The organism is Neobacillus sp. BP17 (assembly GCF_059579525.1).
Genome location: NZ_CM184198.1, coordinates 750,676 through 765,709, shown reverse-complemented (window position 1 = coordinate 765,709; position 15,034 = coordinate 750,676). Strand labels below are relative to the sequence as shown.

The window sequence follows — 15,034 nt, the reverse complement described above, 5'->3', positions numbered from 1 at the left end:
CTTTAGATTCTTCAAGTTGGTTTTAGGAATATCTATTAGAGTTTAAGATTATTTTATATATTTGATAATAAACCAGTTTTTATCACTGTTTAATTTAACTAATTAATGGGTAATTATATTAATAATTAGCAAATCATTAGAGGGCGAAGTAAAAAATGACTGATAAATTTTCAAAAGATCAGAGAAGCAAGATTATGAAAGCTTTAAATTCACAATCCTCACTTGAAAATCAAGTATCAAAGTATTGTGGAAAGAAGGTTTCCGTTTCAGAAAAAATGTTCTCGGAAAGCCAGATATTGCTTTCAAGAAATATAAAATTGCCATTTTCATTGACTCTTTTTTTTGCACTTTTGCCCAATTCACGGAAATGTCCCCCAATCCAACATTGAATATTGGCAAAAGAAACTGAAAAGAAACATTAGCAGAGACTAGAAGCAAACAAATATTATGAAGCAAATGATTGGAATATTCTAAGAGTTTGGGAACATGAATTCAAAAATAGCTTGGATGAAGCAATAGAAAAGATCGTTGAATTTGTATGTAATAATATATTTGATCCACGTAAATAGTTACCGATTAAGTATACGTTGCCTGAAAACAGTCTAAGGTGATACCAATCAATTTACCATAATTGTAAACACATAAGTGAAAAATAACCTGGTATAATCCAGGTTATTTTTTATAGAGGTTTCGGCAATTGTATTTCAGCATACCCATTCCAAGAAGTTCCTTTTGAATCATATCTATCTTTCAAAATAGCATTACTAAATCGAACACTCGAACCTGATTTAACAGCCCTGATTACCGGCTTATTATTTTGAGATGTTTTCCACCAAATTGTACGGGTCTCCGGATCATAATACGCTGTTTTTAACCCAGCAACCCTTGTTTTGTGAAAGTTTCTTTCCGTAATACAGACTCTATCCATAAATTGTTCAATATCTGTACTGGTTTTCAGTGATGTTGGGATAGGCATTGATTCAAATTTAGTCCCATCTTTTTTTGAATAATAATCATAGGTTTTAAAATTATCAATAATATTATAATCAAATAACTTGGATATCTCACCGTTCGGAATACAGACAAGTACTATAGACGGATACTTATCTCTAGATAATTTAAAACTATAATTATCGTCAGTGTATATTATTTTTACTGCAAACGTTAACACCGGCAATCGAGAATAATGATCTATTGAATTTAAATTAGATACTGTTGGGATATATGGATAATTTTTGTTTGAAAATGAAGTTTGATTCTTTTCAACACTGGTGGACCTGATATCCCCACTATTTCCAACAGTGTCTAATGTTTTTACGTCAACACATATTACAGCATCTTCCATTCGTATTCCTACATCAGAACTAACAGGCGATGGATATATTCCCTTGATATCATCATGCCACTGAGTGTATATATGATGTCGAACAATTCTTTCAGCCGGCACTTTAATTTTATTCTTTAAGTCCCAAATATCCCTAAATACAGGATAATTGTCCTTAATTTCTTTTTCTATTAGCAGCAAATCATTAGTAAATCCCTCTGAATGAATAACTTTATTAAGTTTTTCAAAATATTTCTTTTCCATGTCTAAAATTTTATTTTCAAAAGTATTCCTTGTGACACTATTATTTTGATGTCCCATTACAATTTTCTCCTTTCTGACCGTTCAATAGAAAAGAAAAACTTTAAATGTTTTTAATTTCCTACAATAATTAATGCAAGTTAAACAACATATTCTTATTGATTTGACTTTAATACTTATGGGATGATGTATATAGATATTTTCAGGATGGATTATCTTTGAAATTACATACGTAATTATAATTATTAACATTAATATTATATTCGAAGCTATAAAGTACATAATTTATTTTAACCAAAAATTGATATGGTATGTATTTTCAAGTTATTAACCAACAATAATTGATAATAATCTTCAATAAACATCATTTAAACTTCATTTTAACCTGATAAGATTGCGCTTTTCTTCTAAACTCTAAAAAAGAGATACACTTGTTTTCAACTTCTTTGTAACGTTTTGGTAAATGTAGCATGCAAAACCTCTTCCGATTTGAAATTCTTTTCTTACATAAAATGATTCCTACAAAAACTAAGCCCAGCGATTTTCATCACTGGCCCTATGTATTTTTGATAATTACCTTGATTTCATCCATAGAGGATAGGAATAGTTAATATTCATACTTCTAAAGAATTTATTATTAATTTTGATTGTCAAAAATATTTTTGAAATAATCTAATTTCCTTCTATATCTAATATCCATATCATTCTTAAAGTAAATTACTTTAACCCTTCTTTGTTGAGGGTCCAATAGTTCAAAATTGGTAACATTTGAAAATCGAAATCTTGTTTTATCGATATTTTTCCCTGCAGAAAGTACTTTTTCTTTATAATGACTTTCTAGCTCCCCATTCGGCATACATACAATACACATTACAAGAGTATCTAGCGTATCCTTGTCATAAAGTATTGTAATAAAGTATGTTAAGCAAATCTTCTGATTTTCTTTTCCTTTGTTATAAAAAGTTGGCAATGAGGCGAAATAGTCTCTACTTGTTTCGTTTCTTCTTCCTACATTCACCAACATTTTACCGGTATAACTATTTTGATTTCTCCCAACGAAAATTGTTGATTTATAGTCACCAATATTATTTGCCCAAGCTCCTTGTGGGTGATTTTTACTTCTTGGGTTCAAAGTAGCACCGACTGTTTTTAAATCAATATTAATAAAAGCATCACCTACTTCAAAAAATAAATCTGATCCAACTGGGCTTGAATTAGGTTGACCAATTCCTTTCCCATTAAGCATTGAATATACAATTCTTTCAGCTCCAACAGCAAAATCTGAAATTCCAGATTTATATTTATCAAGCCAGTCATCTTTTATAATTTCTTTTGTCTTAAACCCTTCTAATATCTCGTCTTCTGCAAACTTTAAGAAATAATAATATTTTTCTAGGTACTTCAATTCTACTCTTTCAATATCCGCTAAGTTCATAAATACCTCCAGTTGTTAAAGTGGTCTATTTTTTCTTAAAGAAATTTCTTTAATTGTATACATATTTCGTCATCAATATTATCGTTAAAGAGTTGGTTGAGATACTGGTAATTACTGCCCGTTTTAAACATAATACAAAGTATACCCTACAAGCATTTATGACTGGCTGACTAAACTTTGATGATAAAAGAGAAACATCCCTTCTGTTATTTGTCTAGGTTGATTAAAACTTTATTCTCCGTTTCCGGAGTCCAGTATATTTTTAATTTTTCCTTCGCCCTAGATATAGCAGTGGAAAATATATTGTGTGTAATCATTCCTTCAATTTCATCTGTAATAACGATTTAACCGAATTATATTCCAGCCCCTGTGCTTTAAGCATAAGCAACCTGGAATGGTAGCACAGCATTAGAGGATAAGTCTTCATCTTCATCAGTGCTATTATACTTGTTGACAAAAAAGCAAATTATTAAATTTCCATTATCAGAATTACCCCGCAATTGAAAATCATATTCCTCAGAATCCAACTGATTTTATCACCATTTCAAGTTCAATATCGAATTGTATTTTATCTTTAAACGTTTCTATTCCAACTATTTTTCCTTTTATATTTTTATAAATTAAGGGAGTGAACTTTTCTGATTCATTAAACAATAAAGTATCAGCGACCTAATAAGTCTGGATTTCCCATTGAACAACCTTATTTTTATTGCTACTTTGTAAAAATCTATTAATATTGTTTATTCCATAAAGCCCATAATAATTTAAGCATAGAATTATTTCCATTATCTACAGAATGATCAAAAATTGACTCGTTCAACTTATTAGATAATTTTACCAGGACTTTATGAATTCCCCCACCTTCAGCACTTCTACGATATCCGGGTTTGCCGGCTTAAAGCGAACTTCCTTTTTTCAATTTTGAGGGCATTTTTAGAACAAAACATCAAAAAACGCTTCCAAAAATATTTTTGAAGGTTATGTGAAGGTGAAATTACTTTATGTGCTTAAAAAGCCTCTAAAATCTCCGAAATTAATTGTAATTTTTTATCTTTTTTTAAAGAAAAATGAAATATTATAGTGATTTCGCAAGGAATGTCCTTTTTACTCGAATGTGATAATAGAAGATAGAATTAATCCTAGAATCTAACTTTTTGATAGGAAATTATTTGTTATTGTTAATTTTTGAGATACTATAGATTATCCTACTTATTAAGTTAAATATGGCAGCAATTTCATAATAATAAATAGGTTCGATAGTATTTAGCGAATTTTACTGGAATTTCTAAGATTTTGTAGAATGATTTTTATTTACTATAATTACCAAAATTGGAATAATAGTAGAGTATCACTTTTTCAAAGGGGGAGTTTCATGTTTCGTCGTAAATCGATTATCTCAGTTCTCGCAGCAAGCATGCTTCTATCATCAGGGGTGGTGTATGCCCAGGCAAATAGTGCCCAAAATGGACAATCAGACACAGCTTTTGACAACAAGGTTATCAAAAAAATCAGTTCAGAGAATATGTACAATACGATAAAGTATCTATCGGCAGTGCCTAGGGAAGCGGGCACCGAGGGAGAGGTTCGCGGGGTTGAGTACATAGAAAGCCAGTTTAAGAGCTTAGGACTCGAAACTAGAAGAATACCTTTCCCAATTTATGATTATAAGACACACAAACAACAGGCTATTACAAATGGAGTCGATTTAAATGGGCGGGCATTTAGCGGAAGTGGAAGCGGGAAGGTGACAGCAGACCTTGTCAATGTAGGTTTAGCAAAGGATGTACAAGTTGATTTGACTGGTAAAATAGCCTTGGTGGAACGGGGCGATATTACATTTGTTGAAAAGGTACAAAATGTGGTAGCTAAAGGCGCGGTTGGGGTACTTATGTACAACACTGGTTCCGGAAATAACTTCGGCCAAGCAGAGGGACAAGTTCCTGCTGTAGCCATTACACGTACACAAGGTCTTGAATTGGTAGAAAAATTAAAGAACGGTCCTGTAACGGTCACTCTAGATGTTGATATCGAAAAAATCGAGAAAACCTCCTATGTGGTAGAGGCTAAATTAAAGCCTAAAAAGAACAAAGATACCGGTCAAATTGTCACAATAGGTTCACACCATGACTCCGTCCCTAATGGACCTGGTGCAAATGACGATGCTTCCGGGGTATCCGCCGTACTCGAGCTGGCAAGAATTTTTGTGAATACTCCGATTGATACAGAAGTCCGCTTCCTTACATTCGGTTCTGAAGAAAGAGGGATGGTGGGCTCGTCATTCTACGTTTCGCAGCTACAACAAAGTGATATAGACCGCATGGTTGCCCACTTCCAAATGGATATGATTGGCGGGGCGGAAGCAGGTGAAGATCATCCATTAGGCGGGCTGATCATGTATACCATTGATGGTAAGAAGAATCTTGTTACCGACTTAGGAGCGTCATCCACATCGAGATTGTATGATGTTGCAATACCGTATGGACAGTTAGGAAGAAGTGACCATCAGCCATTCCATGACGTTGGCATTCCTTCTGCTTTATTTATTCATTCACCTGTTGAACCTCAGTATCACAAGCCAACAGATACGATTGAGCATATCAGCAAGGAAAAGCTGCAACAAGCTGCATCAATCGTTGGTGCATCAGCCTATCAAATTGTTCGCCCGGATACACCAGCCCTCGATCGAGCGCATGTGGCTCCTGCAACAGTAGACTATGATTTCGAAAACCGACCAGTAGATTAATAAAAAAATAGAAAAAATGCTTGAATCAAAAAGGATTCAAGCATTTTTTCTATAGACACTATTATTAAAGAGCTTCTAATTTTCGTGAAAGTATTCTAGTAACAAAGGCTGGATGAGCTGTTGAAAGAGTGATACCGGAAATCGGTATTATAGAGGTTGCATTCTCAAATCCAACTTTTCTTACAAATGTAAAACAAGATACAAATATTCAATCAGCTGGAAGGGAACTTCAGGCATACCTAGAAACTGATCCAGATGACAAGCTTAATTTTACACCTGGAACTCCTAATGGAGGGAAAGTTACTTTGGATCCAACTGGCGGTGCACAACATTCATGGATTACTAATTCCATTGTTGCAGCAGCAAATGATGTTCTTGAAGGCTAATTTGCGTTTCACTCGGTTTTCTGTACGTGGGAAATCGAAAGTTGATAACGAAATGGGACTAGTGTTAATGGCCGTGAATTTACGAAAATCCACGGCTAACAGCTAAGAATAACCTACAATTATACGTAAAAACAGAGAAAGGTGAAATTGAGTACGCTCAATTTCACCTTTCTCACTATTTGAAGCTAGTTATGTCCCAGCCTCTTTTATTATGCAAATCCCTCATCCGTACTCAATCAACGATAAAAATAGAACTCAATAAATCACCGATTGAACCCGAAGATTGTACACATGTAAATAATATGTCCCTATTACCAGGAACTCTAAAATACGGTTGAAAGTTTAGCAGCAGGCAGAGCATTAGCGATCAATCCCTCTATTTCTTCCAAAAGAGCTTGTATAGCTTCAATTTGTTCAGGGTTAGGCTGGACAAAAGGTTTTTGGCAGAATCCCTGTAATTGAATACCTCTGAGGACCATGGCCTTTTTCGTAATTGGAATAAATGGAGTGCCAATATCATATAGCTCCATCATTTTATCAACAACCCTCTGGATATCAGAAACTTTTTCAAGTTCATTAGCGTTGATCGCCTTCACCCACTCCGAAAACACTTCAGGATACAAGTTGGAAAGTCCTCCGATACAGCCATTTCCCCCGCTAAGTACATTATGGGCAAAATTTTCATCAAATCCGGAGTAGACAATAAAGTCTGGAAATTCATTCTGTACCGTTTTAAGTAATTTTCTAGTATGAGCCATTTCCGTGACCGTGTCTTTATATCCTTTAATATTTTTATGCCTTCTTAAAAGGTTAAGGGTTACTTCTGGAGACAAGTCGTGACCGGTACGGGCAGGGAAATTATATAAGTAAATATTGCCTTTCACCGATTCTGCTACTCTATCATAGTAGAATTCAATGCTTTCATCCGATAGCGCAAAATAATAAGGACTAATAATCATTACACCATCCGCACCAGCATGAACGGCATAGTTGGAAAGTTCAATGGTATCTTCGACTGTCATACACGCAGTTCCAATATACACTTTCGTTCTATGATTCACATGCTTGACGACAAGGTCGATTAATTCTTTCTTTTGGGCAACCTGCATAGCAAAGAATTCTCCGGTACTGCCCATAATGACTAAACCGTCTACTCCACCATTAATTAAAAAATCATAAATATTTTTGTTAGCTTGTTGATCCACATTGCCCTCAGCGTCGAAAGCTGTGACAACAGGTGTTAAAAATTGTGCCTTTTTCATCAAACTCTCTCCTCAAAATTGAATTATAGGGCAGCTTCCTGGCTTAGCGAGCCTGCTCCTCTATATATAAGTTTTTTTATACTCTATTAAACTACTAAGCTTAATAATAGAATAAGTGTTAATCCTACTACGGAGGTAATCGTTGATAGGACGGTCCATGTACCAAAGGTTTCTTTCATGCTCAGTCCAAAATATTCTTTGATCATCCAGAAACCTGCATCATTTACATGGGAGCATATTGAACTTCCTGCTCCAGTTGCCAAAACCACGAGAGCCAAATTTACGTCATATTGACCTAGCAATGGAATGACCAAGCCCGCCGTTGATAGCGCTGCCACAGTTGCTGACCCTAAAGAGACACGCAAGATTGCAGCCACAATCCATGCCAAGATTAACGGTGACATATGTGATCCTTTGAAGATATCCGCTACATAACTACCGACACCGCCATCAATCAGCACCTGTTTGAAAGCACCGCCTCCGCCAATGATGAGCAGCATCATACCGATATGACTTATCGATACAGCACAGGAGTTCATGATTGTTTTAACCGAGATCTTTCTAGCAATACCCATGGTATAGAATGCAAGCACTAACGAAATGATCATCGCTGGGGAAGCACTACCTAAAAAACGAACAACTGAGAAGAAAGTGTTATCTTTCATCCCTGAAGACGTTTGAATCATGTTAATAATGGTAGCAATCGACATTAAAATAACAGGAAACATAGAGGTTAAAACACTAATTCCAAAACCAGGTGTTTCTTCAAGTTTAAATGTTTTTTGCTCTCCTAAAGAATCAATATTACCTGTCTTCTTAAAAGCGCTAGGTACTATTTTTTTAGCCAGTTTTGTATACAACGGACCAGCGATAATAACGGTTGGAATAGCGACAATAATTCCGTAAAGTAAAACCATACCAATATCGGCACCATATTCCCCAGCAATCGCCGTCGGACCAGGGTGAGGAGGCAAGAAGCCGTGTGTTGCTAATAAGGCAGCTGCCATCGGGATTCCTAAATAGACAATGGAAACTTTTAATTGTTTAGCAATCGTAAAGACGATAGGAATTAGAAGAACGACTCCAACTTCAAAAAATAACGCAATTCCGACGATAAAAGAAGCGAGCATAACAGCCCATTGAATTCTCTTTTCACCGAACCTTTCGATTAATGTCATCGCAATCCGCTGTGCACCGCCGGCATCAGCAATCAATTTACCCAGCATAGCACCAAGTCCAAAGATTAACGCGATATGACCAAGTGTACCGCCTAATCCACCTTCGATGGTAGCAACTATTTTATCAAGAGGCATCCCAAGAGCTAACGCTACCCCAAAGGAGACAATGATTAACGATACAAACGTGTTTAATTTAAAGCCAGTAATTAAAATGAGTAATACGATAATTCCGAGTGCGACAATTAACAGTGGCATAATAATCCTCCAAAAATACAATTTTAGTTATCTTAATGAGTTCCTCGGATAATGCATACTTTTTGACTTATAATCTGACTGACTAGGTGAAGACAGCTTGTGATGTATCTATTGAAAACGAATGCCACAAGCTGCCTTTTTTTTATAATGTGATTAATTCTGCTTCTTTCTCTTTCGCTAATGCTTTTACCCCTGCATTTAATACCTCAATAATGCGATCGACATCATAAACGCTTCCCCGCCATGTGCCGCCGCTGACGGATTGAAGCGCAGCCCATAAACGTGTATCATCCGGTAACCCAGGCTCTGGCTTAAGGTCTGGATGTGCTTCACGCTCTTCTAATACTCTAGTTGCCTCGTCTATTGGTAATCTATTATTGCTTGTTCCAATGAAGTTTACGGAACCAATTAAATGGTTGCGGTCAACTTCGATTTCAATTAAATCCCCATCACGCAATTTACCAATCGGTCCCCCTGCTAACGCTTCCGGTCCGACATGGCCAATACATGCCCCTGTCGATACACCTGAAAAGCGCGCGTCCGTGATCAGCGATACATGTTTTCCATAAGATAAATGTTTTAAGGAAGAGGTTAATTGATAGGTTTCTTCCATACCTGTTCCTAACGGTCCTCCGCCCATGACAACCATAATGTCGCCCGCTTGGATACCACCTGTTTTGATTGCCTTAATCGCAAGCTTTTCAGATGTAAAGACTTTGGCAGCACCGGTATGACGATAAACGCCATCTTCGCCGACTACAGACGGATCAATGGAAGTTGATTTGATGACTGAACCCTCAGGTGCTAGGTTTCCTTTCGGGAACGTAACCGTTGAAGTTAAGCCGCGTTCTTGTGCTTGAGTTGGGCTCATGATTACCTCGTCTGGTTGGATTCCATCCCTTTCCACCAATAGCTGTCTGAACTTTGCACGACGTTCTGATTTTTCCCACCAGTCAAGGTTTTCGCCAAGCGTTTCCCCTGTCACGGTAAGAACATCCTCATGCAGCAGCCCCAACTTTCTAAGGTGAAGCATGGCTTCAGGGACTCCTCCGGCTAAAAAAGCACGAACAGTTGGATGGTTAACCGGCCCGTTTGGAAGCACGCTGACTAAACGAGGGACTAATTTGTTAATTCTTTCCCAATCATCCACTGTTGGTACTTTACAGCCAGCTGCATGAGCCACAGCAGGAAGATGTAGCAGCAAGTTGGTTGATCCGCCAAATGCAGCATGTACGACCATCGCATTTTCAATCGCTTTATCCGTAATAATATCCTTCGTAGTAACGCCTTTCTTCTCAAGCTCTAATGCAGCACGAGCAGACTGTTTAGCGATTTCTTCCCAAACTGGCTGCCCGGATGGTGCCAAAGAGGAATGCGGCAGTGCCAATCCCAGAGCTTCCACTACGACTTGGGAGGTTCCGGCTGTTCCTAAAAACTGACATCCCCCGCCGGCAGAGGCACATGCCACGCAGCCAAGTCTTGCGGCATCCTCTAATGCCAGTTCGTTATTAGCAAATCTAGCTCCAATCGTTTGCACCTTACCTGCGTCTTCCCCTTCGGTTGGCGGCAGTGTAGAACCACCTGGAATAAGAACTGTTGTATGATTATGCATTGAAGCCAGTGCAATCATCGTAGCCGGCAAACCTTTATCACAAGTCGCTACTCCGATCACGGCTTTTCCATTTGGAAGCGAGCGAATTAAACGTCTCATAACCAAAGCTGCATCGTTTCGATATGGAAGCGAATCAAACATCCCTGGTGTTCCTTGAGAGCGTCCATCACATGGATCGCTCACATAGGATGCATAAGGAACTCCGCCTAACTTGGCCACTTCTTCAGCTGCCGCTTTGATTTGCAATCCTAGTTCATAATTTCCGGTATGGTAGCCTAATGCAATCGGGGTTCCGTCTTGGCCACGCATACCGGCCAAAGTACCAAGGATTAGTACTTCTTTTCCCAATAGTTTGGATGGCTCCCAGCCCATACCAGCATTTAGCGTCATCCCAAAAATATCGCCGCTTGGCTGTTCTCTTAACATCTCTGTAGTCAATGGAAGTGAACCTTCTGGTCCGGCGGCATGTGTCTGTATATTGTAGATCGTTTCGTTTTCTTCACCAAAGATTGAGTTGATGGACATAGTGAAAACCTCCTAGGTTTATTAGATATTGTGAAGTCTATTGCTGCTCCTTCATCAACATTGCCTTATTATTGAACCACTGCCGCAACTGGTGAATCCTCGTACGCCTTCATGTAAATTGCCATAATGTCTTCCTTCGTAACAGGTTTTGGGTTTGCTCCTGTACAAGCATCATTTAAAGCCTGCTGGGCTAATTTTTCTACATCCTCTACTCGGAATGCGGATTCACGAAGCGGCGGGATACCAACAGCTTTTGAAATCCGACGGACTTCTTCAATCGCCATTTTGGCTGCTTCTTCTATTGATGCAGCCGCTGATGTATCTACGTTTAAAGCACGGGCGATATCAGCAAATTTTTGCGGACAAGCATCCATATTAAACTCCATGATGTATGGGAGAAGCATTGCATTGGCAACACCGTGAGGCAGGTCATACTCACCGCCTAATTGATGGGCCATGCTATGGACAATTCCGAGTCCGGCATTGGAGTAGCAAAGACCGGCGATAAAGGAGCCCCAGCCCATACCTGAACGGGCTTCTAAATCGGAACCATTTTCTACTGCTTTTTCTATGTACCTTCCGATTAATTCTATTGATTTGCATGCAATCGCATCTGAAAGCTCAAACGCTCCGTTTGCGGTATAACCCTCAATCGCATGAGTAAGTGCATCTAAACCAGTAGCCGCCGTTAATCCTTTGGGCTTTTTGATCATTAACTCAGGATCGTTAACCGCAATAGTCGGCAGTGCGTTCGGGTCGACCATAATCATTTTCAATTTACGTGCTTCATCCGTAATTACATAGTTGATGGTCACTTCCGCTGCAGTTCCCGCCGTTGTACTAATCGCAACAATCGGAACAGCTTTGTTTTTGGACTTGCCGATGCCTTCATAATCGGCAATATTACCACCGTTTGTCGCCAAAATTCCGATTGCTGAACCAGTGTCTTGCGGAGAGCCGCCGCCAACGGTAATGATAAAATTACATTCTTCTTTTTGGAAAACAGCCAAGCCATCATGGACATTGGCAGTAGTTGGATTAGGCTTTACATCATCAAAAATGGTGTAAAGAACGCCATCTTGATCAAGTGCATCGGTGATTTGTTGTACCACACCATTTTCTTGTAAGACTTTATCTGTTACTAGTAAGGCTTTCGTTAAGTTCAATTTCTTTACTTCTTCTCCTACAAACTTCACGCTTCCAGGACCCACAAGATTAATAGCTGGCCAGTAAATTTTTCTTGGTGTTAACATCATTATCTCTCCTAACATAGTTTTATTGAATGTGAAAATCTTCACATAATTAATGACTATTAAGTGAAGTAAAATGCTTAACCCTTTGTTTGTTGCTTCTCCTCATTTTAAGCTGAGGCTTAATCACTTCCATCCTTATAAAACGCATCATCCTTCAAATGTGTTTTATATTATAAAACCAAGTTTTACTATTTTTTATCTGACACCTTGATTATAGCAAAACTTACCTAATGTAAACGGGAACATTGTGTCTATTCCGTTACAAAGTTTGATATCAATTAAAAAGTATATTAGTAATATAGTTCTGAGAGGTTAGTTTTGTTTTATATATTAATGTATAATTTTACATTATAAAACACATGAAGTGTAACAGATGCCAATTATTCAATCGGTAGTACGCGCTCTAAAGATATTAAATTTATTTGATGAGCATACAACCGAACTAAAAATTACCGAAATAAGTGAGAAAATGGGACTCCATAAAAGTACGGTTCATTCCCTATTAAAAACCTTACAAGAATATGAGAATTCAACTCTTGCTGCACGATTTCTTTGGATACATCTAATAACGATTAAGACTTTTAGTTTGTTGTGCAAGAAGGCTCCCCGCGATATTTCTCCAAATAAAAGACGGCTCGGATACCCGAACCGTCTTTTATTGTTGTTTATTATTTAAGCACTGGCTTTTGCTTTTTCGTTGCCAGTACCTTTTTTGCTTGTTTTTGTGATGAACGGAACGACCCAGCGGTCTAAACCAATTCTTCCGGCGTTATAACCAGCTGTTAGGATGATAAAGCCTAGGAAAATGTCTCTTGGGTTATGAGATACCGTACCTGCTAAGAAGAAGCTGAAGTTCATCACTAGACCAAAGAACATTGCAGTAGTTGTTAAGCAGCCTAAAATTAAACCTAAGCCGATTAGAGTTTCGCCCCAAGGGACGATTACGTTAAACACATCCACATTTGGAAGTGCGAAGTGTTTTAAGAAGTCTACATACCAGCCAAATACCACGGCGCCATCTGGACCTTTTACTGGGTTGGCGATCGCTCCTTTTAAAAATCCTGCAGCATCAAAGCCGCCACTTGTTAATTTTCCGAAACCTGCTGTGAACCAAGAATAGCCAAGGTATAAACGTAAGACCGTTAAGATCGCCGCTGCAATTTTATTTTCTCTTAGAAATTTATTAAACATAAATGATTCCGCCTTTCACGTTTTGTTTGTTCTTTATGACTACACTATAATCCCTTTTTCCATTAAACAACATGGGTATAGTGATAAGTTCACAGTTTGTTTGAAAAGGTTTGACTAACTTTTGAACAGAGAAAAACGCTTTTGAAGAAGCTCATTCATCTCAATCATTGGAGCATTAGCCTATCAAATTGTTCGCCCGGATACACCAGCTCTCGATCGAGCACATGTGGCTCCAACATCAGTAAACTATGATTTCAAAAACCGCCCAGTAGATTAATATAAAAATTTATAAACGCTTGAATCAAAAAAAAGAATCAAGCTTTTTTTCTATGGGCGTAAAACAGCTTTTCAGATTTTTATCCAAGATTTCTTAATTGAAATTTTTTACATAGAGGCGTATTCTATTAAAGTTCGTTTTTTATAGAAAAATAGATGTTAGGCTCAATAATCTAAGGTCTATGAGCCAGCAGTTAGTTCTATTAAACTGAGGGAGAAGAGATCTAATGAAATTAAAATGGTTTTTAATGATGGCAGGCTTAATTATAATTTGGAGTGTTTCTTGGCCAATTTATAAAGTTGCATTAGACTATACACCTCCTTTGCTTTTTGCCGGGATGAGGTGTTTGTTTGGCGGCGTACTCCTAGGTGCTGTCATTTGGAAAACACGTGACCGGATCCATTGGCGAAAGAATTGGAAAATATATGTCGTCACCGGCACTTTAAATATCGCTTTGTTCTATGGGCTGCAAACCGTGGGGCTTAAATTAGTACCATCAGGCTTATTCTCAGTCATTGTCTATTTTCAACCTATTTTAGTTGGTCTGCTTGCATGGCTATGGTTAGGCGAATCGATGACCCTCCCTAAGGTATTGGGACTTATTCTAGGGTTCCTTGGAGTCATTTCTGTAAGCGCAGAAGGATTTTCCGGCCATGTTTCCATTTTAGGTATTATACTCGGCATATTATCCGCGCTTTCCTGGGCATTAGGTACAGTGTACACCAAAAAAAATTCTCACTCTGTTGATTCTCTTTGGATGGTGGCATTCCAGTGTTTAATTGGGGGATGTGTTCTGATGATAGCCGGACTTTCTTCTGAGAATTGGTCCAGTATTGTTTGGAATGATACATTTATATGGGGGCTTTCCTTTGGTACGATTCTAGGGATTGCGTTATCATGGATTCTCTACGTTATACTTGTGAAAACAGGAGATGCCAGTGTTGTCGCAACATTTACATTCTTGGTTCCAATGCTCGCAGTTATCATCGGAACTGTATTATTAAATGAACCCTTTACGAAACTTTTATTCCTAGGAATTGTCCTGATCGTGGCCAGTATCTATCTTGTAAATAAGAAGCAAAAGCAGGCGTCGGAACAGATTGTCATTCAAGGGAAAATGGGAGTTTAATGCTTATAAAGAAGATACATTCACTTTTTAGTCAAAAAAAAAAGGATAGTGGAGCAGAATAAATGCTCTATCTATCCTTTTTTTGTACATTTCATGTAACAATCTTCCAGACATGACAAACCACCCAAGGTCAAATCAGATATTCCTTCAAAGCAGAGTTTTCCATCCCTATTAAATAAAAATAGAGTTTGTTTCATAATTGA

General features: G+C 37.7%; 11 protein-coding genes and 1 pseudogene. 5 read left to right on the top strand and 7 right to left on the bottom strand.

Features of this window, described 5'->3' with window-relative positions; genetic code table 11:
- The first annotated feature begins 244 nt into the window (after positions 1–244).
- Positions 245–409: a hypothetical protein gene (locus AC4QJR_RS03640; protein ID WP_496525322.1), complete on the top strand. Its 165-nt coding sequence runs from the start codon at positions 245–247 to the stop codon at positions 407–409.
- 270 nt (positions 410–679) lie between these two features.
- Here the strand turns inward: AC4QJR_RS03640 and AC4QJR_RS03635 are convergent, their stop codons facing one another.
- Positions 680–1,645, bottom strand: a complete 966-nt coding sequence (locus tag AC4QJR_RS03635) for a hypothetical protein (RefSeq protein ID WP_496525321.1) — start codon at positions 1,643–1,645, stop codon at positions 680–682.
- 577 nt (positions 1,646–2,222) lie between these two features.
- Positions 2,223–3,020 carry a PDDEXK family nuclease gene (locus tag AC4QJR_RS03630; protein WP_496525320.1) on the bottom strand — a complete coding sequence of 266 codons (798 nt, stop codon included), beginning with the start codon at positions 3,018–3,020 and terminating at the stop codon, positions 2,223–2,225.
- A gap of 1,372 nt (positions 3,021–4,392) precedes the next feature.
- On the opposite strand from AC4QJR_RS03630, the gene AC4QJR_RS03625 reads away from it, so the two are divergent.
- Positions 4,393–5,763, top strand: coding sequence for a M28 family peptidase (locus AC4QJR_RS03625; protein WP_496525319.1), 1,371 nt, complete (start codon positions 4,393–4,395; stop codon positions 5,761–5,763).
- 128 nt (positions 5,764–5,891) lie between these two features.
- On the top strand, positions 5,892–6,149 hold the full coding sequence (locus tag AC4QJR_RS03620) for a hypothetical protein (RefSeq protein WP_496525318.1): 258 nt from the start codon (positions 5,892–5,894) through the stop codon (positions 6,147–6,149).
- A gap of 323 nt (positions 6,150–6,472) precedes the next feature.
- Here the strand turns inward: AC4QJR_RS03620 and AC4QJR_RS03615 are convergent, their stop codons facing one another.
- The 4 genes from AC4QJR_RS03615 to AC4QJR_RS03600 form a co-directional block, all read right to left on the bottom strand.
- On the bottom strand, positions 6,473–7,411 hold the full coding sequence (locus AC4QJR_RS03615) for a dihydrodipicolinate synthase family protein (protein ID WP_496525317.1): 939 nt from the start codon (positions 7,409–7,411) through the stop codon (positions 6,473–6,475).
- Between the two features lie 86 nt (positions 7,412–7,497).
- Positions 7,498–8,844, bottom strand: coding sequence for a GntP family permease (locus AC4QJR_RS03610; protein WP_496525316.1), 1,347 nt, complete (start codon positions 8,842–8,844; stop codon positions 7,498–7,500).
- A gap of 142 nt (positions 8,845–8,986) precedes the next feature.
- A complete protein-coding gene (locus tag AC4QJR_RS03605; RefSeq protein WP_496525315.1) occupies positions 8,987–10,981 on the bottom strand; it encodes a YjhG/YagF family D-xylonate dehydratase in 1,995 nt (664 codons plus the stop codon).
- A gap of 68 nt (positions 10,982–11,049) precedes the next feature.
- Positions 11,050–12,237: an iron-containing alcohol dehydrogenase gene (locus AC4QJR_RS03600; protein ID WP_496525314.1), complete on the bottom strand. Its 1,188-nt coding sequence runs from the start codon at positions 12,235–12,237 to the stop codon at positions 11,050–11,052.
- Between the two features lie 370 nt (positions 12,238–12,607).
- On the opposite strand from AC4QJR_RS03600, the pseudogene AC4QJR_RS03595 reads away from it, so the two are divergent.
- A pseudogene (locus AC4QJR_RS03595) lies at positions 12,608–12,757 on the top strand (helix-turn-helix domain-containing protein); the annotation flags it as partial.
- A gap of 149 nt (positions 12,758–12,906) precedes the next feature.
- On the opposite strand, the gene AC4QJR_RS03590 reads toward AC4QJR_RS03595, so the two are convergent.
- Positions 12,907–13,425, bottom strand: coding sequence for a DoxX family membrane protein (locus tag AC4QJR_RS03590; protein WP_496525313.1), 519 nt, complete (start codon positions 13,423–13,425; stop codon positions 12,907–12,909).
- Positions 13,426–13,928: 503 nt separating this feature from the next.
- On the opposite strand from AC4QJR_RS03590, the gene AC4QJR_RS03585 reads away from it, so the two are divergent.
- The gene (locus tag AC4QJR_RS03585) at positions 13,929–14,831 is read left to right on the top strand and encodes a DMT family transporter (protein ID WP_496525312.1); all 903 of its coding nucleotides are present in this window, start codon (positions 13,929–13,931) and stop codon (positions 14,829–14,831) included.
- Positions 14,832–15,034 lie beyond the last annotated feature (203 nt).